The following is a 21,420-nucleotide window of genomic DNA, read 5'->3' on the forward strand; positions in this document are numbered from 1 at the left end:
ACGTTGTATATATAGAAAACATATACAAATGTTGATAAATATTAATTCAAGTAAATATTTACTTTTTACAATACAACTTGTAAATCTATTTATTAGAATTTATAATTAGATATAGTTTCCTCATGTTAAAAAGATTTAAAAACCATAAGAAAACTAATCTCATTGCTTGAAAAAGGAGGAAAAAACATGCAAATCGGATCAAATATTCATACATTATCTCAACCTACTAAAATAACTTCATCTACTCTTGAGCATAATACTATCTCTTCTACTAAACTTGAAAGTAAGAAAGTAAATGATCCTATCAAGTTTGATATTCGTTCATCTGAAAAAGAAATGAAACAGCCTGAGCATAAATTTAACGAATTAGATTTATGGAAGATGTTAAAGGATAAAGGTGTTCCTTTATGGATCATCCTTGAAATGCTACAAAAGGCTCGTAAAGAAAAAGAAGCCCAAAATAATTCAGTTCAAAATTCAAATGCGATTGAGGAAACAAACGAGACTCGATTAAATGAAGTAATGTAAAGCATAATATTTGATTGGTCTACAAACTAAAAAGAGTTCGGGGGTGATAAAGTTTCTATCAACCTCGAACTCTTTTTTTATGATTTTTCTCCAATCGTTACAAACTGGAAAGATACTTTTCCTTCCAAACCTTTAATTAGTTTTTTTACTTTGATATTTTCATTAACCAATGTATTATCTGTCGACATTTTAGGTTTTTCGTCACCTAGAGATTTTTTCAAACGAAGAAGATGCATTTTCATTTCATTTACCTTTATTTCTTTATACACACTATCTTTTGCTACAATCATATACCATTCCGTTGAATATTTACGATTGTTACCTATCCAAGCATCACTATTGTATGTAACAGGAATCTCTTTCTCTCCTATTTTAATACTTTTCATAGTCTTATCGTCTTCACTTGTAAATAATAGTGACCCTTCTTTTGGGAATTTCGGTAATGTATCTATAATATAATTGGAGCCATTATCTTGTTTTCGAAAAAGTTTTTCTTTAATCAATGCTTGTGCTGTAGATTCATTTAAAATTAAGACATTTCCATTTCCAACTTCCCCTTTTTTCACAGAAAACACTTCATTTTCTTTCGTAATTTCCTGATAACGATTAATAATTGGTGAAATATTATTTTCATCTCCAATAATTAATACACCGTTTGCAGGAAATGAGTTGTCCTTTTTAGAACATGCACTAAAGCTTATTAAAAGTATTATAGTTAACATAAAAATAGTTAATATTCTTTTCATCACGATTCCTTTCATAATTCATATCATTTTTCACATACTTTTCTTTAATCTTATTAGTTGATATCCTTTATTGCTCCATAGTTTTATAAAGCTTTTGTAGGTAACGCCAACGAGTGATAAAGAAGTATAAAACTTGTATACATATAAATGAAATTAAAATAACGATAGAGCTGTTTAAAATAGAAAAACTGACTAATTGTTGCAGTGCCGTATACGCAACTACAGTATGGATCACTGCAACGATAATTGGTAAGAAGAACATTAATACTAACTGTCTCGTTACAATTTTTTTTAACTCTCGTTTACTTAATCCCATTTTCGAAATCATTTTATATTGTTGTTGATCACGGTCCAAATCAGTATATAATCGGAAATAAATAAAACTAGCAGCAAATGTAAAGAACACGATTCCGACTAAAACACTTACCATAAGTAATAAACCATTCTTTTGCTTTGCTTCCAACAAGTTTAATGTTAAAGCTTCAAAGTAGAAATCTCTGTCCCTAAGATCTTTATCGAATAGACTCTTTAATTGATTTGAAATCTCTTTCGTTTTTATCCAATCATCTACAACAAATCCGTAAGTACGATGTTGAATATTTTCATCCTCTGTATTACTCATCAGAGGAATTTCATCATACACATGATCTTGAACAGCAATATAAATACTACTAGAATCATGTGGTAAAACTAAATTCCCTACAGTTTTCTTCACACGAAATGTCTTTGTCCAATCTCCTTGAATGACTTCAATATTTTTTTTATAGTTACCATTTTTAAATTCTTGTTTTTGTGAGACTCTTCCAGGGATTAGTAAGATTTCATCGTCTTTTTCAATCGTTTCTTGTTGATACCCAAGTGTCCTCGCAAGTTCGTTATATTCACTTAACTTCAATACATTTACGTTACTTTCTGTAAATTTATTTGAAGATGAAGCCATTCGGTACGGAATATCTGCATCCGCGAGATGTTTTTTTATCATTGAGAGATGTTTATCTACCAATTTGTTATTTTCAGAGCTTTCATACAGAAATGTATATGGATTTGTCATCCATACTAAATTCCTATTCCCAAGAGCAGTTGTTGTACCGATTGCTGTAAATGCCACTGCTGAAATAATAGATACTATAAAAAACATCGTTGCATTATCTTTCATACGGTAAATTAATTCAGAAAATGTTAATATATTTGTTCTCTTTAAAAAGAAAGATTCTCTCCTTTTAGAAAGGTGCAATATATAAACGCTACACTGTGTATATAAAAAGTACGTTCCTATAATAACTAGAAGCACACCTATTCCAAGCGTAATAAAATTGTTACTTGGTATGAAGCGAAATACTGAAAAATATCCATACCCTATACTAACTAAAGAGAGTAGCGATAATAAAACTGAAGATTTCGGTTCAGGTTTTGGCTTTTCCTCTGCTCGAATAAGTTCCACAAGTTCCGTTACTTTTATCATTTTGAATGTAAATAATGAAACAATTAAAAACAAGAAAATAAATGTGATAACTGTTAATAATACAGCCCGCACTGGTATATAAAAAGGTAACCCATTATTAATCATTAATACACTTGCACTTATCAATAAGACTAGTTTAGAAAATATGAGTCCAATGAAAATCCCTATACAAATTGAACCAAGTCCAATCAACATATTTTCAATTAATAATAATTTCTTAAGCTGTCTCATTGACATACCTTGCATCATTAAAATGCCAAATTCTTTCTTACGCGTTTTTAAAAACGAACTAACTGAATATAAAATGAAGAAAAATGAAAATACAAAAATCAATCCTTGCGAAACTGAAAATCCCAATGTACCAAATGCACTTATTGTTGCACTTGTCGATTTCAACTCACCTTGTAAATCAGGATGAAATAATAAAAGAGCATACGTAAAGAAAATCATAATAGAAAATGCACTACTTAAAAAATGAGCAGTATATGTACGCTTATTGCGAAAAATATTATTAAATGCGAACTGACGAAAAGTCATGCCTTTTCCCTCCTAACAAAGAAAGGACATCCATAATCTTTTGATAAAACGCTTGCCTGCTTTCACCGCAATAAATTTCGTTATATAGTTGACCATCTTTAATAAAGATTACTCGGCTGCAAAAACTCGCTGCATACGGATCATGAGTAACTAACATCATCGTAGCTTTTTCTTCTTTATTTAGAGTATCAAGCATCTCCATTACATCATTTGAAGATTTAGAGTCTAAATTCCCTGTAGGTTCATCTGCAAGTAATAATTGCGGCTTATGAACGATTGCGCGAGCCATTGCTGTTCTTTGAGCTTGTCCCCCTGATATTTCAAACGTTCTTTTACTCAATATATCAGTAATGTTTAACTTCTCTGCAATCTCTTCCACTCGTTTATTCATTTCTCGGACGGAAACACCATCTAAAGTCATCGGCAATACGATGTTTTCTTTTACAGTAAGTGTGCTAAGAAGATTAAATGATTGAAATACAAATCCTAATTGTTTTCTGCGGAATAACGCTAATTCTTCTGATGATAATTGAAAAGGATTTGTGCCATTAATAAATATTTCTCCCGATGATGGAGAATCAATAGTAGATACCATATTTAATAACGTTGTTTTCCCACTACCTGACGGGCCCATAATTCCTACAAATTCACCTTCTTGAATTGATAAATCAATATCTACTAATGCTTTATAAGGTACTTTCCCTTTATATACTTTACTAATACTATTTGCCTGCAAAATTTCCATTTATATTCTCCCTTCATTTCCACTGCTCACTATAGAGTGTAAATGAATTGTCTTACAGCTCATATTGATTCATCTTTCATTTATCTTACACGCTTGTAAGATTTCTAAAAAAACTGATAACAAACCTATTTTCAATCTATAAACAAAGCATATCTATCTTATAATATTTGCATATTGGTTTGAATTACAATGCTATTTTCTAATCTTTATTTTATTAATATGAAAAGACCGATTTTTTTATCGGTCTTTTTACTTTCAAATATTATATTTTAAGTGTTGTATGTAGTTGAAGCATATTTGAGTTACCTATTAAATACTATTTCACTTTATAATAACCTCTGCAAAAAAATGAGCGCTTCGGTTTCATTGCAATCAAAAACGAATTGTAAATATCTGAGGTGGAAATGAATGTGTTTATCCAACATATAAATAATGAAATTGATTTAATATTTCCTGATACAAAGAATGACATCATGGCAGGAACTACTGATAATACAATAATAGGCAAGCTCATAAAGACCCAAAATCTCGTTTTAGATAAGACTGCATTTGTATTTAACCAAAAAAATCTTTTACTAAATGTTAAGCTAATATCCCCTTTTTTACTTATTACTAAAATGTGTAGACATTCGTGAATGATGAAGACTAAGATACCTATTATGATAAGATAAAATATATTAATATGAATGAAACCTGTTTCAAAGAAATAAGGTATTAGAAAAATAATTATCTGGAGTATATATACAAACTTCATATAATGTTTTCGGTACCAATTATTCTGTATAAAAGGAGTCCATTCTGAAAAATCCATACTTATTTGTGGCAAGTTACGAAACCAAATTATAATATGTGTTCCCCTCCCTCATTTAAACTAATTCCTGGCTTAAAGATTTAATCTACTAGCACTCAACCGTAAGTTTTATATGTAGCTCTTTAATAGACTTACCAGCAATTTTTTTTGACTAAGACTAAATTCTTCTTTTCCCTTCCATTTTTCAAGTAATTCATCTGTAGAATGATTTGAGTAAGAAATTTGTATTATCATTGATACATAAATTCTACAAAATTTCCCAATATTATTTTCATAAATGATTTTCAACTGGATATCCTATGTACAGCTTGATTTCCCTATTTTGTTGAAAAGCAATTCCTTCAAGAAGTCATTACAATTGTACCTTTCATATGTTAGCAGGTATAAAGTAAAACTTTAATCAGTGGGGGTTTTACTGCCCGTTAATGCGGGATAAAATGAATATAAAAAAGCTTAGAGTTTTAGCTCTAAGCTTTTTTATGATTTCATATTAATTCCTTTTACAGAGCAATATTTTTTATCCATTCAGATTTACTCAATACATAGTGATTATATAGTTGATTTTCTATCTTCTGTTCACTCAAATAAGTAAACCCGCATTTTTTAATAACTTTATTTGATGGTGCATTGTTAATTAAAGCAATTGCGTTGAGGACAATTAAATTTGTTTCTTTAAACAAATAGTCAATTAAACCTTTAGTCGCTTTTGTAGCATAGCCATGATTTTGATGTTCATTTGAGATAGCATACATTATTTCTCTGTTTGGTGAAGGGAGTTCTTCTTTCATGCCTGTGCAGCACCATCCAATGAATTCATTTGTAGCTTCCTCAAATATTCCTAGCTTTAACATATGATTATCTATGTTATTCGTAGTTTTCACTGCCTCAAGAAATGCTTTATTTGCTGGTATTTCATAATTTACAATCCAATCCACCCTTTGTTCTTTCGTTGATTTCCAGTCTGGTAAAAACTGTTCTATTTCCGGTTGATTGGCTATTTTATAAATACTTTCTGCATCTTTGATCATAAACTCTTGCAAGTATATATCTCCACAATCTATTCTAAATAACTTAGTTGAACTCTCTTCTCCCATGTTAATCCCCCTTATTTACGTTATAGCGCCTTTATCTGCTTCGTAAGTTCTATAAATCGTTCATCAAGTTCTTTATATTCTTTGTCGTTAGAAGTTAAAAAGCTTAATTTCCCTAATACTTCTTGTCTCTCTGTTTCTAACGTTAAACGTAGCTCTTCAATATTATCTCTTGTTTTAGTAGGTTCTTCTAGCTGCTTTTGTATCGTATTGTTTGAAAACACGAGTTTTGTGTTAGTTGTTTTCTCTAGAAAATATCGATCGTGAGAAACAATTACTAATGTTCCGTTATACTCAGCTAATGTATTTTCAAGTTGTTCACGTGAAGGTAGATCCAAGTGATTCGTCGGTTCGTCTAAAATGAGTACATCTTTTTCATCTAAAATATAAGCCATTAGCTTACATTTTACTCTTTCTCCCATACTCATATGCTCAATCGGCTCTTTCCATTGAGAAGCTTGGAACCCTAAATGTTTCATTAAATTTTGGACTTTTCCTCTTTCTTCAAACGTCTCTTTAAAAAATAAATTTTCTGGTGTTTTATCAAGCGGTAAATCAAAAACTTCTTGTGTTAAATAGCCGATGTTCGCAGATGGTGAAATCCATATTTCTCCTTCAGCAGTTTCCGTTCCCATAATCATCTTCAGTAATGTTGTTTTCCCACTACCGTTTGGTCCAACAATCGCAACTTTCTCACCGTGCTGAATTGTAAAATTAACGTTTTCAAATAATACTTTCCCATGAAAGTCTTTTTTTAATTGCTTCACTTCTAAAAAACGTTTTCCTACTTTTTTGTTCGCTTGAATAGAAAATTCAACTGAATACTCTTCTTTCACACGTTCTACTTTCGCTTTCTCCAGCTCTTTTTCAAGTCGTTTTCGTTTTGACTTCACTTGTGCATCCATTCGCTTCGCTTTTACACGATAGAATTCTTTCACACCTTCTTGTTTTGTAGACTGCGCGTGTGCCTTTTGTGACCATGAACTCAATTCTTTTATATGTGTTTCTACTTGTTCTATCTTTTTTTGCTGCTTTTCATATTCACGCTGCTGCGACTTTCTTTTTTGCTCACGTGCTTTCATGTAGCTCGTATAATTACCACTATGCTCAATTAATTTTTTGTCCTCAATTGACCATATTTTTGTTGCGACAACATCTAAAAAATATCGATCATGCGATACAACGATAACTGTACCTTTCATGTTTTTTATTTGTTTAATGAGAAATCCCGTACTGATCTCATCTAAATGATTTGTCGGTTCGTCTAATATTAAGACATTAGGATTTTCAGCAAATCCTTTTGCTAATCGAATTTTCAGCTTTTCACCACCACTTAAAGTATGAAAATCGTTCGTTGGCACGCCCCATTTCGCAAGAAGTTCTGCTTCTTTTGCAATTACATCATTACTAATAAAAGATTCTATTTCTTGCTCAACATATGCTGTTGTCATATTCATTTGCATCCATTCAACAGTACCTTTTGAAGGTTCAATCTTCCCATTTATTAATTGAAGTAACGTTGATTTACCAGCACCATTTTTACCGATTAATCCGATAACATCCCCTTGTTTTACTGTCACATTCATTTTCTCTAACAACATATTTTCTTTTATTTCAACATAAACATCATTTAATTTTAATAGTTCTTTCATAAATATCGATCCCTTTCATTAAGGGAGAATAAAAAAATCCTCCCAAATAAATTTGGCAGGATTAGTCATTACATTATTTATACCCAAATAAGCTATTGCGCAATATAAATAGCAATACCGTTGTTTGGAATTGGGCAGACTAATCCTATTTTTTAGAAATTGAAATTTATTGAATTTCAACATTTAAAAATAAGATTAGTTAATCATCGTCCACCCATCATTCCTTTCCGTCGTTAATAACCATATTGTACCATACTAGTACTGTATGAGTAAATGCAATTATTTGTGCTGTTAAAAAGATTGCTTTCTTTTAGGCTTATTTATCATTTCTTAGCTTCATATTGAACAAGCACAAATTACATTGATTGTACTACGTCCTTTAGATTTCCCCAATAGTAAACTTCTAAGCACGCTCTCTTATATAAAGTGAAACTTTAATCAGTGGGGGTTTTCTTCATCCCCACTGATTATTAGTTGAACCAATCGGACTTTTATGGGCAGCCCGACCCCCACCTAATTTCTTTGCTTTCGCTGAATTTTGAGGTGGGGTCTTACTGCCCATTAAAGCGGGATAAATTTCGTATAAAAACAAAATATTATTCATTACCCAACAATAAATTATTGTTTATCGATAATTTATTGTTGATTATCCCCTTTTAATAAACTATTATATTTTTACAGAAAATATTAATGTAAGGATTGATTTTATGGACAGGACATTAAAAATCACAAAGTTAAATATGTTTTTAATGATTTTTCTCATCCCGATTATAGTAGGGATAATTGTTGGTATACTAACTAAATTGGGGCAAAGTATACTTCCTGGACATTGGAATTCATTAGCTAATCTAGGAAGCGTTTGGTTAGTTCCATCCTTTTTTGTGGCTAGCTTTAGTTATTCTAAGCGTACAGCTATACTTTCTGGTATCCTTGCACTATTCGGAATGGTATTAGGCTACTATGGTTATGCAATAGTTATTAAAAATATAGCTCACTCTATTTATTTTATATCTGTATGGATTGTATGTGCATGTATAGGAGGAACTATCTTTGGAATTGCAGGTTTTCTATGGAAAGATACTACAAATCCACTTCATAAATTCGGAAGCTCACTTATTAGTGGAGTTTTTGTAACGGATGGACTTCACATTCTTTTAAATTTTGAAGACTATAGTCACATGTTACCTGTTGGATATACCGAAGTCATAGTCGGGATTATCTTGATTCTTGTATTAGAACGCTCTAATGCTCATCGAATTTCTTCTTTCTTAATGATGATTCCTATCACTATTTTGGGATTAATTGGATATAAATTATTAAGTTTGTTTACTTAATTAAAATTCATAAAGCTAGCTCTTTTAAAGGGCGAGCTTTTTTCTTACAATAAACTATTTATATATTAATAAATTATTAAATCCCTCTCATTTAACAGCCTTATTTATTATTGTGTCATTACACATACTTACACGACCTTTTATTAGAATCATACCAGTCTTGTATATCATTTCATTTAATCCATATAAAGTAAGGCTAAAAAACTTATTTCAAAAGTTCTTTAGCCTGAGTCATTTTACACATTAAAAAATATAATACGTACAACGGTACCTTTACCAACTTCTGAATAGATTTCTACACTATGTCCTAATTGCTTCGTAATTTCATATACGAGATATAGCCCCATTCCAGTTGATTCTTTAAAATCTCTACCGTTTTCTCCTGTAAAGAAAGGTTTGAATACTCTTGGTAAATCTTGCTTCGGTATACCTACACCATTATCAGCAATTTCAAGTATAACATTATTACCTTCCTTACAAGCTTTCACTTTAATTTTCTCTCTACTACCTGATGAATATTTAATCGCATTCGATAGTATTTGTCCGATTAAAAATTGTAACCATTTCGCATCACTTTCTACAGTAATGTCCTTATCAATTTCAAGCTCTGGATATACAAAATTCCGGATAAAGAAACGTTTATGCTCATGTACCGAATCATTCACTATTTTATGTAGTTGTACTCTTTCTACATAAAAATCTTGTGTAAATGCTTCTAAACGTGCGACATACAGAGCCATTTCTAATCCCTTTTTTAATCGATCAGTTTCCTCATTTATACTTTCAAAACGTGAATCTACTTCATCCTGTGTAATTAATTCTATTACAGATAAAGGTGTTTTCATTTGATGAATCCACTGATTCATAAAGGTTAAATGGTCATTATTTTTTCTCTCTTGCATTTGCAGCTGATTTTGATAATGTCGATATTGCACCTCAAGTAGTTCTTGAAGAGCAGCCGATACAGCTGCAAAATCAGATTTTTGAACAGATTCATCCAAAGATTGCATCGGGTTTGCTAGGCGCTCATAAAAAGAACGATGTGTAAAATAACGAAACACTAAATAACTTCCCATAAAGAAAACACCTAGAAACATTGCATATAACGCCGTTGTAATATGATTATGCCCATCAAACCAATATACGAGAAATATAGCTAGTAGTTGAATTATGGTAAAACAAATAAGTGGTATATGATCACGTATAAACAACCTTATCATTTTTCTATACAATTATCCCAAGTAATATGAAATCTATATCCAACACTACGAATCGTTTCAATCGCACCTTCTATATGCAACGTTTGTAACTTTTTACGCACACGTGTTGTATTTACACTTAATGTATTATCATCAACATAAGATTCACTATCCCATAATTTATTAAGTAACACTTCTCTACTCACAACACGCGGATAATTTTTCATTAATGTCTCTAATAAAATGGCTTCGTTTCTCGTTATATCAATCTCGTCATTTCTAAGTTTCAATACAAGTCTTTCGGGATATAAACAAAGACCTTGTTGTTCAATCATTCGTTCTTCTAATTTCGGTGCATAATCTCCATATGCACGTCTTAAATGACTACGAATTTTCGCCACTACAACTTCATAATGAAAAGGCTTCGGAATAAAATCATCGCCACCGTTTTCTAACGCCATAACTTGATCCATCGTGCCTTCACGGGCCGAAATGAATAGTATCGGACATGTTGAAACTCCCCGAATTTGACGACACCAAAAGTACCCATCAAAACTCGGTAAATTAATATCTAATAAAACTAACTCTGGTTGTTCTTCTAAAAAAATGTTTAATACATTTTGAAAGTCCGATACAATAACTCCTTGATAACCATATTTCGCAACATGTGTCGATAATAGTTCTGCAATTTTCATATCGTCTTCTACAATCATAATTTTGACCATTATTGAACTCCTTTTTAATCCACAATCTCAAATATACTTATATAAAATAAATACTACCTCTTTTCACAAAATCAGTAAATTAAAAAAAGGATGCTTTTATACAAAAGTATCCTTTTTCGTCCCTTATCTATTTAATATGAAATTTACTAAAAGTAAATCCTAGTTTCTCCACATAATCCATTCCTAGTTCCATACGCGCTGTTTTCAGCGGATCCACAACTTGGCAAACTTTTAAATTACCTGCTGCCGATAATAAAAGCGTTGCATCAGCTTTAGACATTGCTAATTCTTCATGTAAAAATGTCACCATATTACGTACAGCACGATTTGCTGCATCATCTAACAATTTCTCTGAAGCAATCGTCATCATTTTTTCTTTTTGAATAGCCATTGGTAATGGCCATTGTTTTCCTTTTATAATTTGAACTGTTACCGTTACCTCACCAGCAACCTCTACACCACTAACACCAATTTCACCATCACCCATTGCTGCGTGTAAATCACCTAATGCTAATAGTGCTCCTGGGACATTAACTGGTAGTAGTAATGTTGTTCCTTCTTTAATTTCTTTACAGTCCATATTCCCGCCGTGATCATGCGGTGTGCCACATGAAATGCTCTCTTCTTTCGGTGCAGTACCAATTACCCCAATCATTGGATTAATCGGGATTTGTAGTTCACTTGAAAACAAAACGTATTCATTATGTATTGGGACAATTTTCACTGTATTTTCATTTAACTCATCACCCATTACACCAAGGTTTGCACCTGTAGTTAAAACGCCCTGCTCTGCAATTTCAATTTTTTCAATCGTTACGACTAATATATCGCCAGGTTCTGCTCCTTTAACATATACAGGTCCAGTCGCTGGATTAATTCGGTTCCAATCTAATTCTTGTAACACAACATCTTCAGAATCGATTTGATTTTCAAAGCAATCATATGTTTCAAATACAAGACTGCTCCCAATTTCTACTTCCATACACGGCTTATTTTCTGGTGACATTGAGTAAATGATATGGTCTTTATGAATTCGATACATAATACCTCTCCCTTTTATATTTATCTACTATTACTAATTAGCTTTTTTTATACAAGCTCCTCTTAAAATTAAATGTTATTTTTATGTAAAAAAGCACGCAGATTGTTTTATAACATACACTCTTTACTATAACAGAAAGGTGGTATCACTATGCCCCTTATTCCATACAACGAAAGTGATGTTGATTTACTAGCTCGATTAATTCGTGCTGAAGCTGAAGGCGAAGGTCGCCAAGGTGAGGAGTTAGTTGGATGCGTTGTAGTAAACCGTGTATTTTGTGATTGCTTAGATTTTAAACAACTCCGTACCGTACGAGACGCTGTATATCAAAGCCCCGGCGGATTTGAAGCAGTACAATATGGATATTTTTATCAACGCGCTCGTGAATCAGAAAAAGAAATCGCACGAAAAGTTTTACAAGGTCAATGGCGCTGGCCTGCACGATGGGCTCTTTGGTATTTCCGTCCAGTTGGAGCTTGTCCGCCTGAATGGTATAATCAGCCATTTGTAGGACAGTTTAAAAGCCATTGTTTTTATGAACCAAGTGGTGATGAATGTCCGAAAATGTATTCACGATAGTAAAATTTGCAACGCAAGTACTTAGAAATTTTGGTACTTGCGTTGCTTTTAACTGTGTTTTAGAAATCTAATAGTGTGATGAATTTTTCTATACCTACTACATGTATTAATAATGGTATACGAGGACCATTTGATTGATTCATAATGAGCTTATATATAATAGTGAATAATTGTTTTTGATTTTCTTTCATTATTTTTTTATTTTCATGATGACAAATTGCATATAATTGCTCCATTAAGTTAGAGTAATCTTTATTAGAACGAAGTATTTTACAAACTTCTACTAGCCATTCTTTCTGCCTTTCATCTAATGTGTAGTAAAACTCTGCATTTTTCTCCTCATTTACCGCGATTACTTATCGCTCTCATTTCATCTAATGCATAGCTCCTATCTATTTTCTTTAATATCTCCTGTAAAATAGTTGAATCAAAATTTAATAATGGTAACGTTCCTGCTACTTGATTAAATTTCGGATATTCTTTAATCTCACTATCAACTCTAGAGATTTTAATTGCATCAAATAAATCTTCATTTTTGAGCGTTTTATTTTCATAACTATCTTTCAATCGCTCATACTCTGTATAATTACGAATCACATCTTCATCCAACCCAATATGAAAAGCAGCGCCTGGTTTGTATTTTGCAAACATAAAGAGAATTACTTCTGGTATATACACTTTCAATAAATTGCTTGGTGTAATACTATTCCCTGAAGAACTAGACATTTTTTCATGATTCCCTTTAATACCAATAAAATCGTAAGCAACGTAATGAGGCGCTTCTCGATTGAATATTTTCCTTGCAATTTCTTTTGATACATTATAACTACCCGTTTCTGATGAATGATCTCTACCGCCCGGTTCAAAAATAACATCCTCTATCATCCATCTCATCGGCCAATCGATTTTCCAGTTTAGTTTCATTTTATTTGTATTTAATACGGATAACTCTTTTTCATTTCCGCATTCACATTCATACCGGACTGTTTTTAATACTTCATCAAAATGTGTAATAGTTGTTGTATCTTTTCCGCATCTCTCACAATATAATGTAGCTGGATAAAAGCTCTCTCGCTCTTCTTCACTACACTCTCTAGTTTTAAAACCCATTAAAATATCATATATTTCTTTTCGTTTATACAAGGCCTCTAATATATTTTCGTTATACCTTCCGCTTCTATATTCATCATGTTGATAAATAAATTCTACTTCAATTCCAAATGCTTGAAGCGATTTTTCAAACTCTTTTTCAAAATGCTCCGCATACGAGTTATGACATCCATACGGATCTGGAATATCACAGTATGGCATACCAATATACTTTGCAAAAGATGGATCAATATTTTTTGGAACTTTTCTAAACCTATCATAATCATCCCACGAAAATATAAAACGAGTCTTTTTCCCTAAATCTTGAAGTGCTCTTACTACGAAATAAGTCGTTACGATTTCACGAAAGTTCCCAATATGAACAGAACCTGACGGACTAATTCCAGATGCACAAACAAACATTTCTTTATTTGGATGTTTCCTAATTAATTCATGTGCTACTTCATACGCCCAATGCATATATTACTCACCTCGATTATTTTTTGTTTTCGTATTTTCAGTTTTATGCAATAAAAAAACTCCCACCCCCAAGATTATTCATCTTGAGGACGAGAGTTTTTAGCTTCGCGGTACCACCTCAGTTTGTTAATATGTCACCATATTAACCTCTTCAGGTACGGCAAAATATGCTTATACCCTATCTCTATAACGGGAGAATCCGTCGCACCATCCCTAAATAAATTAGTTCCTTGCGCAGCTCCAAGTCTTTTTTCGTTAAGATGTATACCGCTCTTTCTCAGCTACCAGAGCTCTCTGTACATATTCTTTCTTAACTACTCTTCTCTTCCATGCCATTTTAAATATTAGTTTTTTAATATGATAATTTATAACACTTTTATTATCAAACTTTTCCGAATTTAAAACATATAATTACCTAAAAAAATTCTTTATCGCTTCTAATTGAATTTTATGACTACACTCATCACAACAATATGCCCCGTTTGGTTTCTCTTTAAAGCGCTTATATTTTTCACTGCCTTCGTAAACACGAAATATATTCTTACAAGAAAAGCAAACAATCTCATAAAACATCATATGCATTTTCCTCTCCTTGTTTATACACTTTTTTAATCACTTGAGAAGGTCATTTTTCTACAGTATAAATTTTAATATCCTTTGACTAAAAGGTTTACCTCTATTCTTATCGAATTATATTAATATCTTATAACGCGAGGTGAACATCTTGTTCAGTAATATAGAATTAGTTTTAGATGCTAAAGCAAGTTTAGCTGAAGGACCATGTTGGAATGGAAAAAAGCAACTTTTATATTGGGTTGATATTATAGAGAGAAAATTATGCATATATAATCCTACCGCTAATACGAACCGAGTAATTGTTCTCAATCAACAAATTGGCTGTGTTGTTCCATATTTAGAGGATGTACTACTCTTAGCTATGGAAAACGGCTTTTATTCTATTAATGTAAATACAGAAAAACTGACACATATTTTTGACCCTGAACCACATTTAATAGAAAATCGTTTCAATGATGGAAAATGTGATCCAGCTGGTCGTTTCTGGGCAGGTTCTACAGATACATACGGTATGAATGCTGCAGGTTCCTTGTATTGTTTACATCATAATTTAAGTGTAGAGAAAAAAGTTTCACATGTAAATACATCAAATGGAATTGCTTGGTCACCTGATCATACATACTTTTACTTTATAGATACACCTACTAAAAAAGTGGTTCGCTATCAATATAATATACGTACTGGAGAAATTCATAATCCAAGTGATGTAATCATTTTCTCTGAAAATGATGGTCTACCTGATGGTATGACAATTGACGAAGAAGGTTGTTTATGGATTGCACATTGGGGAGGTTCAAAAATAACTAGATGGAATCCATCTGCTGGAGAACAAATATTAAATATTCCAATTCCAGCTTTATATGTAACATCATGTACATTTGGAGGACCTAATTTAACAGATTTATATGTTACAACAGCCAGAACAAGAATGACGGATGACGAATTAAAAGAGTATCCACATGCTGGTGGTATTTTTCGAATTCAAACAAATATAAAAGGTTGTCCTACATATGAATTTTGCAATAAAAATATTGGAGTTGAAACAATGTGAACCGTATCGATTACATAAGACAAGAAGAAAAGAAATATCACGACCTTTGCTATGAACAATATAAACTATTTGAAATTGGCTCTTGGCTGTACAAACCGGTTAAAACAGTTATGGACTTGATGGATCACTTTGAAGGACAAAACAACTTGCAAGTACTTGATCTTGGCTCTGGCGTCGGTAGAAATAGCATTCCAATTGCACAAAAGTTAAGAAATACTAGCGGCACTGTTACATGTGTTGATTTACTTAATTCCGCTTTAACAAAGCTACAAACTTATAGCAAAGAACATGATGTATTCGAGGTTATAAAAACAGAACAAGCAGCAATTGAAAACTATCATATTGACTCTAACGCTTATGATTATATCGTTGCAGTATCAAGTTTAGAACATGTCAAATCAGAAGAAGATTTTAAAAACGTGCTTCATTCTATGAAAAAAGGGACAAAAAACGGCGGTATTAATTGTTTGATTATTAACTCTAACATACAAGAAATTGATTTAAAAACGAATGAAGAATTAGAAGCTTTAATTGAAATTAATCTCCCAACCGAAGAAATAATACGTCTATTAAAAAGCATTTATAAAGGATGGAAAGAAGTAAAAGTTGAAATAAAAGAATTAGCTTATAATATAGTTCGTGATGAAAGACACATTCAATTAAAAACAAATGCTATATCGTTTGTAGTTCAGAAATAATCGTATAATAAAGATATAATTATTTCTCTCAGATTTATTTTTATTGCACGAAATTTGCAACTATAAATATTTATGAAACAAAAAATAAAAGAGCACTTGTTTCCGCAAGTGCTCTTTTGGGGATTTTGAGATACCCTATTAAAGAAAGTTAAGGTTACTTAAAGTTAATAGGTACTTCTATTATATGCTTGTCCTTTTTATTTGTGCATAATCAATATATAAACATCTTTAATCATTCTTAATAACTTTTAATTATAGTTCTCTCTTACATTTTATCGTAAAAAAATTGATTGAAGGTTTATTTACCACGTTCTTATTTGGTTCATCAATTTCCGAAACTTGTACTAATCCATATTGATTAAAATCTCGTTTTATAGATTCAGAATCATAGAAGAACATTTTTACGCCTTCCATTATTTCATAATAGTCTTGCTCCAGCTGTTTTCCTTTTCCGTACATTGGGGCTTTTTGAGAAACAGTTGTAAAAACCATATATCCGCCTGGTTTTAACTGATTATAACAATCTTCAATAAATTTCTCTCTTTCCTGTTCATTCAACAAATGAAGAAGTGCATGACTAAATATCCCATCATACAGTTTATTATCAAAAGGCATTTCGTTTACTGAACCGTGATACATACTAACATCTTCTAGTCCGTTTTCTCTTGCTAAATCAATCGCTGTTTTCGAAATTTCAATACCTGTTACATTTATACCATTATTGATAAAAACCTTTGCATTTCTTCCATATCCAATACCCGGAATTAATATGTCTTTAACGTTCTTTTCAAGAAAAAAATCTTTTGTCAAAATTGCAGATTCTGTAGGTTCAAATCCCCACATCGTTTTTTTCTCAGCAAAGCTTGATTCCCAAAATTCCATTATGTTTCTATCTCCTTATTTTCAATCCATTTTAGTATTAAATTAAAGGCAAGTTTTTTGTGTTGTTATATGGTGTTGTTGCTATATAGTTTTTTCTTCTATTCATACCACTTACCTTATTCATCTTGGCTCCATTGAATATAGCATAATAATAAGCATATATCTAATATAAAGATTGGTGTAAAAGCCGCTCTTTTTATTAACCCTTTATCATTCTAAATGAATTTTAATTAAACTTTTTTATGAAAATCAAACTTACATATACTAAAAATAGATCTATTTAGCTCAATCTTTTTTCAATAAGGATTTGATGATCTATCTTCTATTTTCAAAAAAATAAAAAGCACCCGAATGGATGCGTATAGATTAAACTTATTCATTATTACTTTTTCCACTTTCATCATCAACTGATTTGGAGTCTAACATGCTGCCTATATCCGGCGGTAAAGTTAACTCTATACCAGCTACTGGTTGATTATCTTCATTAAACCATTGTTTCTTAAATTTAATCAATTCTTCATTTTTCTTATTTTCACCCATGTTATCCCCCCTTTTATGTATGATATTAAACACTTTACTTAATATGTACATTGAGAAAGATAATATACTATTTGTACATAATGAAAGAGCAAAAACCATTCTCTGTTTACACAAGCCATTGTACCTATTAAAAAAATCCCCGTACATGTTACTCCGCGCTCTGTTATCATATTAGTGTCGAAACATACGTGGCCTATGCGATAAGTATCTGGTCATTTGTTTATTATTCAAATGAAGAAATTGTTTATCAAAATAAACCTTCAGTAAAGGAATTTTTTGCAGAAAAACAATTTAAGGAGATAAAAGAGTATATAGGTTTATCTGTGGAACAGTACCGTATCGCTAATATTGGTTTACATCCAGCTATCGCTCAGTACAATGGGTTCTATACACTTGACACATACAACAATTTTTATCCTCTATCTTACAAATATGAATTCCGAAAAATAATTGAGAAGGAACTAGCGAAAAATAAAACGATTCGTACGTATTTTGACGAATGGGGTGGCCGTTGTTATATTTTCACCGATGAACTTGGAAAACACTATATGTTTAAGAAAAATTCGAAAAAACATTTAAAAAATGTAGAGCTAAATATAGATCATTTCAAAAAAATGGGTGGTCGTTACATATTTTCTGCTGTCCCTATTGAAAATGCAGTGAAAAACAATTTATCCATCGAGAAAATATTTATATCAAAGACATCCGCTTGGAAAATTTATTTATATAAAGCAATATAGATAAGTACATTATATTACATCTCTCGATATAAATTTATAAAAAACCAAACCAATATTTAACTACAATATTAGTTTGGTTTTTACTATTTTGTATGAAATTGAACTACTCACCACATTCCCAACTACCCTTAAACACTTTTTAACTTTTTTAATAACTATATCCTCTTTGCCACTGTCCTTGAAAACCTTGGCCTTGGCCTTGTGGGAGCAAAAACTGAACAGGTGCACCTGAAAGTTGAGAACCTGAAACTTGCGTAACCCCAACTACTGCATTACCACCAATTCCAGAAGGAAACACTATTGTAACCATTTCTTGACCGGTTTGAGTAAAAGTAACTCTATGAATAAAAACACGTGTACCAGCCTGAAGAGTTTGCCCATTAGGTAATGTAACAGGTTGTGGAATAGTAAATAATTGACCCACTAAATTTTGAAATTGTTGTTGACGAAAATCCTCTACATAACCATATTCAGAAGTATTTTGATAATACATAGCCACCCAACCTCTCTTTATTTAAATTTACACGTTATATTTACCTATATATTCGGTAGGCTTTTTCTATGTCTAGACAAATCACCTAAATTTAATATAAAAAATTTTTGATACACTTCAAAAATAAGTATTTTTATAAGAAGTTATTAATATTATTAACTAATTGAAATTATTAATTTCTAACACATATATATCCTATTTAACCTAACATTCAATCGACCAATAACCTCTAAATTTTCATTTTCACAATCGATCCCTTTCTTTTTCTTATTCACCGTAATCATTTGTTTATCCCTTGAAGTTCTTTCATAAAAGCTTTCTATGTTACTCCAACCTTTCCTTTGTATTAACTCTAAATTATATTGTCCTCATTGTATAGTTGTTATAAAAAAATTCAAAAGTTATTGCTATCGGATTCAAAAGGATACTCACCTTTCTTCAAGGTATTGCAATATTTACGCTCAGTACTTGTAGCAATCCCTAAGTTTTTAGCCACCTCAGCAAATTTTGTCCTCGTCCTATTGTAAGCTGTTCTTCAGTTATTATATAGTTTACCCCTTCCGAAAAAAGTAAAATATTTTACAATTTTCAAGAAGAGTCTATAAATATCTTTTGAAACTCCTATTAAAAATTTGTCATAAAAAAGATTTAATTTTGTTTATAGGAAACAAAATTAAATCTTAATCTAGATAAGAAATACATCTCAAAGCTCTAATATGATTACTAACCATGAAGTCATTTAATTAATCAAAAGTTCAATAAATTACTATTAAATACATCATAAAATTACCAATCATTATCTGTTTTTTTACCTTCTTCAAAGGAAATAGACTCTTTACTTACAAATTTTAATGAATCACTTTTTAAATCTAATGAATAGATACTTAAAACCCAAGGTAAGTCTTCCATATAATATTTAACAACTACCATTCTCCAATTATTATTGCACTACAAAAAAAGCTACTATTTTTCGACTCACAACAACCCTCCTTATTTGCATTATTCTTTTTTAAATTGAAAATTTAGACGTTCAGCTTGTTTGATTTCCTCCATTACTTTACGAATTCCTTCTTCAATCCTATCTTCCTTTACATTCGATACGTTCAACTTTAATAGTCTTTGTTTCGGAAAACCTCTCACATAATTCTTATCAATCGTATCAATACTGATTTGCATTTCACTTAGTCTTTGTATCAACATGTCCGAAATACTTGTTTTATGTACTTCTAAACAAGTATGGATTCCAATTGTATTTTGCTTTTTATGTGTGAATAAATGCGGGTTTTCACTATACATTCTTTCTAATACTTCTGCTAGTTTTTTAGATCTATCATTATAGGAAGATTTAATTTTGTTTTTATGACGTTCAAACATACCACTCTTTATATAAATTTCTAAAGCCGCTTGAGAAATCATCGGACTATCAATATCTAGTATTTTTTTGTATGTATAGAAAGCATTTGCAATGGATGGTGGGATGACCGCAACTCCAACCCGTAAACCTGGAAAAATAATCTTCGAATAACTTTTCAAATATATGACATGACTACAATTATCCAAGCTATATAACGGATCTGCTTTTGAATCAGTTTCTAAATCTGCTAAATAATCATCTTCCACTATAAATACATTGTATTTCTTAGCCAATAGTGTGATTTTTTCTTTCTCATCTTTAGAATAAGACGTTCCAAGCGGATGATGATATCTCGGTATCGTATAGAAGAATTTTATTTTTCCGGTTTGAAATATTTGCTCCAATTCATTCAAATCGATACCTTCATTCGTACGTTTAATACCGATTACAGGAACTTTATTTATTTCTAGATAATCAATATATAGATGATATGTTGGTTGTTCAATTAATACCGTTTCATTTCCATTCGGAAATGGTATAGAAGTTAATATAGCAAGTGCCTGCTGAACACCTGATGTTATGAAAATATTTTCTTCTTTTGTAAAGACTTGATAATTTGCTAGTTGTTTTTGAATAACTGGTATTAAAGATGGTAAGCCTTTCGGTGTTCCATATACAAACAAATCATTTTTATACGTATCAATAGCCTTATTAATACAATGTTGAAAGTCTAAATACGGAAAAACATCTGGATCTGGTGCTGAGGAGGCAAAATCAATTATCTCGTTATTTTCTATAGTACTCTCTGATTTTTTAACAACGTAGTATCCACTTTGAGGGACAGAATATATAATGTGACGCTTTTCTAATTCATGAAGAGCACGTATAACTGTTGCCTTATTACATTCATATTGCGTAACGAGTGACCGTATAGACGGTATTTTCTTTCCTTCTCTTATTTCTCCATTTTGAATCATATTTTCTATGTCGTTTAAAATATGTAAATACTTATACATCTTACACCTCCTTCAGTAATTATATATTTAATTATATTGATTTTTCATTC

The 21,420-nt window shown here is 31.3% G+C and carries 20 protein-coding genes, 2 pseudogenes and 1 other annotated feature; of the genes and pseudogenes, 6 read left to right on the forward strand and 16 right to left on the reverse strand.

Annotation, left to right across the window (positions count from 1 at the left end; all coding sequences use genetic code 11):
• The first annotated feature begins 186 nt into the window (after window positions 1-186).
• Window positions 187-528 (forward strand): DUF3914 domain-containing protein, encoded by a 342-nt coding sequence (locus ACTFSL_RS06070; protein WP_001165524.1) that lies wholly within the window; start codon window positions 187-189, stop codon window positions 526-528.
• 77 nt (window positions 529-605) lie between these two features.
• Here the strand turns inward: ACTFSL_RS06070 and ACTFSL_RS06075 are convergent, their stop codons facing one another.
• The 6 genes from ACTFSL_RS06075 to abc-f all read right to left on the reverse strand — a co-directional run bounded on the left by ACTFSL_RS06075 (window position 606) and on the right by abc-f (window position 7,572).
• Window positions 606-1,289 (reverse strand): lipoprotein BA_5634 family protein, encoded by a 684-nt coding sequence (locus ACTFSL_RS06075; RefSeq protein ID WP_135277875.1) that lies wholly within the window; start codon window positions 1,287-1,289, stop codon window positions 606-608.
• Between the two features lie 52 nt (window positions 1,290-1,341).
• Window positions 1,342-3,273 carry an ABC transporter permease gene (locus tag ACTFSL_RS06080; protein ID WP_440041360.1) on the reverse strand — a complete coding sequence of 644 codons (1,932 nt, stop codon included), beginning with the start codon at window positions 3,271-3,273 and terminating at the stop codon, window positions 1,342-1,344.
• Window positions 3,248-4,018 carry an ABC transporter ATP-binding protein gene (locus ACTFSL_RS06085; RefSeq protein ID WP_000404442.1) on the reverse strand — a complete coding sequence of 257 codons (771 nt, stop codon included), beginning with the start codon at window positions 4,016-4,018 and terminating at the stop codon, window positions 3,248-3,250. Before ACTFSL_RS06085 ends, ACTFSL_RS06080 begins: the two co-directional genes overlap by 26 nt.
• Window positions 4,019-4,334: 316 nt before the next feature.
• Window positions 4,335-4,829 carry a DUF3267 domain-containing protein gene (locus ACTFSL_RS06090; protein WP_088339022.1) on the reverse strand — a complete coding sequence of 165 codons (495 nt, stop codon included), beginning with the start codon at window positions 4,827-4,829 and terminating at the stop codon, window positions 4,335-4,337.
• 500 nt (window positions 4,830-5,329) lie between these two features.
• Window positions 5,330-5,923, reverse strand: coding sequence for a GNAT family N-acetyltransferase (locus ACTFSL_RS06095; protein ID WP_000503547.1), 594 nt, complete (start codon window positions 5,921-5,923; stop codon window positions 5,330-5,332).
• A gap of 20 nt (window positions 5,924-5,943) precedes the next feature.
• Window positions 5,944-7,572 (reverse strand): ribosomal protection-like ABC-F family protein, encoded by a 1,629-nt coding sequence (gene abc-f, locus ACTFSL_RS06100; RefSeq protein WP_088339018.1) that lies wholly within the window; start codon window positions 7,570-7,572, stop codon window positions 5,944-5,946.
• 707 nt (window positions 7,573-8,279) lie between these two features.
• Between abc-f and ACTFSL_RS06105 the strand changes: the two genes are divergently transcribed.
• Entirely contained in the window at window positions 8,280-8,906 is a 627-nt protein-coding gene (locus ACTFSL_RS06105) for a DUF6518 family protein (RefSeq protein WP_000376264.1), read from the forward strand.
• Window positions 8,907-9,142: 236 nt separating this feature from the next.
• On the opposite strand, the gene ACTFSL_RS06110 is transcribed toward ACTFSL_RS06105, so the two are convergent.
• The 3 genes from ACTFSL_RS06110 to ACTFSL_RS06120 all read right to left on the reverse strand — a co-directional run bounded on the left by ACTFSL_RS06110 (window position 9,143) and on the right by ACTFSL_RS06120 (window position 11,872).
• On the reverse strand, window positions 9,143-10,126 hold the full coding sequence (locus tag ACTFSL_RS06110) for a sensor histidine kinase (protein WP_002183605.1): 984 nt from the start codon (window positions 10,124-10,126) through the stop codon (window positions 9,143-9,145).
• Window positions 10,123-10,830, reverse strand: coding sequence for a response regulator transcription factor (locus ACTFSL_RS06115; protein WP_088339019.1), 708 nt, complete (start codon window positions 10,828-10,830; stop codon window positions 10,123-10,125). The genes ACTFSL_RS06110 and ACTFSL_RS06115 overlap by 4 nt, the downstream gene beginning before the upstream one ends.
• A 127-nt stretch (window positions 10,831-10,957) precedes the next feature.
• Window positions 10,958-11,872, reverse strand: a complete 915-nt coding sequence (locus ACTFSL_RS06120; RefSeq protein ID WP_017656684.1) for an acetamidase/formamidase family protein — start codon at window positions 11,870-11,872, stop codon at window positions 10,958-10,960.
• Between the two features lie 150 nt (window positions 11,873-12,022).
• Between ACTFSL_RS06120 and ACTFSL_RS06125 the strand changes: the two genes are divergently transcribed.
• Window positions 12,023-12,451, forward strand: coding sequence for a cell wall hydrolase (locus tag ACTFSL_RS06125; protein ID WP_001128402.1), 429 nt, complete (start codon window positions 12,023-12,025; stop codon window positions 12,449-12,451).
• 59 nt (window positions 12,452-12,510) lie between these two features.
• Here the strand turns inward: ACTFSL_RS06125 and lysS are convergent.
• A pseudogene (gene lysS, locus ACTFSL_RS06130) lies at window positions 12,511-14,020 on the reverse strand (lysine--tRNA ligase).
• Between the two features lie 82 nt (window positions 14,021-14,102).
• Window positions 14,103-14,359, reverse strand: a binding site (T-box leader).
• Between the two features lie 72 nt (window positions 14,360-14,431).
• On the reverse strand, window positions 14,432-14,602 hold the full coding sequence (locus ACTFSL_RS06135) for a DUF2197 domain-containing protein (RefSeq protein ID WP_000551047.1): 171 nt from the start codon (window positions 14,600-14,602) through the stop codon (window positions 14,432-14,434).
• 142 nt (window positions 14,603-14,744) lie between these two features.
• Here ACTFSL_RS06135 and ACTFSL_RS06140 point away from each other — a divergent pair, with 142 nt between their 5' ends.
• Entirely contained in the window at window positions 14,745-15,647 is a 903-nt protein-coding gene (locus ACTFSL_RS06140) for an SMP-30/gluconolactonase/LRE family protein (RefSeq protein ID WP_440041361.1), read from the forward strand.
• The gene (locus ACTFSL_RS06145; protein ID WP_440041362.1) at window positions 15,644-16,345 is read left to right on the forward strand and encodes a class I SAM-dependent methyltransferase; all 702 of its coding nucleotides are present in this window, start codon (window positions 15,644-15,646) and stop codon (window positions 16,343-16,345) included. Before ACTFSL_RS06140 ends, ACTFSL_RS06145 begins: the two co-directional genes overlap by 4 nt.
• A 252-nt stretch (window positions 16,346-16,597) precedes the next feature.
• Here ACTFSL_RS06145 and ACTFSL_RS06150 read toward each other — a convergent pair whose 3' ends face one another.
• Together ACTFSL_RS06150 and ACTFSL_RS06155 are read right to left on the reverse strand one after the other, a co-directional pair.
• Window positions 16,598-17,227, reverse strand: a complete 630-nt coding sequence (locus tag ACTFSL_RS06150) for a class I SAM-dependent methyltransferase (protein WP_088339021.1) — start codon at window positions 17,225-17,227, stop codon at window positions 16,598-16,600.
• Between the two features lie 372 nt (window positions 17,228-17,599).
• On the reverse strand, window positions 17,600-17,767 hold the full coding sequence (locus ACTFSL_RS06155; protein WP_440041363.1) for a hypothetical protein: 168 nt from the start codon (window positions 17,765-17,767) through the stop codon (window positions 17,600-17,602).
• Between the two features lie 185 nt (window positions 17,768-17,952).
• Here ACTFSL_RS06155 and ACTFSL_RS06160 point away from each other — a divergent pair.
• Window positions 17,953-18,507: pseudogene (locus ACTFSL_RS06160) on the forward strand (DUF6044 family protein); the annotation flags it as partial.
• A 148-nt stretch (window positions 18,508-18,655) separates the two neighbouring features.
• On the opposite strand, the gene ACTFSL_RS06165 reads toward ACTFSL_RS06160, so the two are convergent.
• The 3 genes from ACTFSL_RS06165 to ACTFSL_RS06175 form a co-directional block, all read right to left on the reverse strand.
• A complete protein-coding gene (locus ACTFSL_RS06165) occupies window positions 18,656-19,000 on the reverse strand; it encodes a hypothetical protein (protein WP_002183603.1) in 345 nt (114 codons plus the stop codon).
• A gap of 786 nt (window positions 19,001-19,786) precedes the next feature.
• Window positions 19,787-19,930 carry a hypothetical protein gene (locus tag ACTFSL_RS06170; protein ID WP_017673464.1) on the reverse strand — a complete coding sequence of 48 codons (144 nt, stop codon included), beginning with the start codon at window positions 19,928-19,930 and terminating at the stop codon, window positions 19,787-19,789.
• 69 nt (window positions 19,931-19,999) lie between these two features.
• On the reverse strand, window positions 20,000-21,370 hold the full coding sequence (locus tag ACTFSL_RS06175) for an aminotransferase-like domain-containing protein (RefSeq protein ID WP_088339095.1): 1,371 nt from the start codon (window positions 21,368-21,370) through the stop codon (window positions 20,000-20,002).
• Window positions 21,371-21,420 lie beyond the last annotated feature (50 nt).

Origin of the sequence: Bacillus cereus group sp. MYBK108-1, from assembly GCF_051917185.1 — a bacterium.
Taxonomy (GTDB): Bacteria; Bacillota; Bacilli; order Bacillales; family Bacillaceae_G; genus Bacillus_A; species Bacillus_A cereus.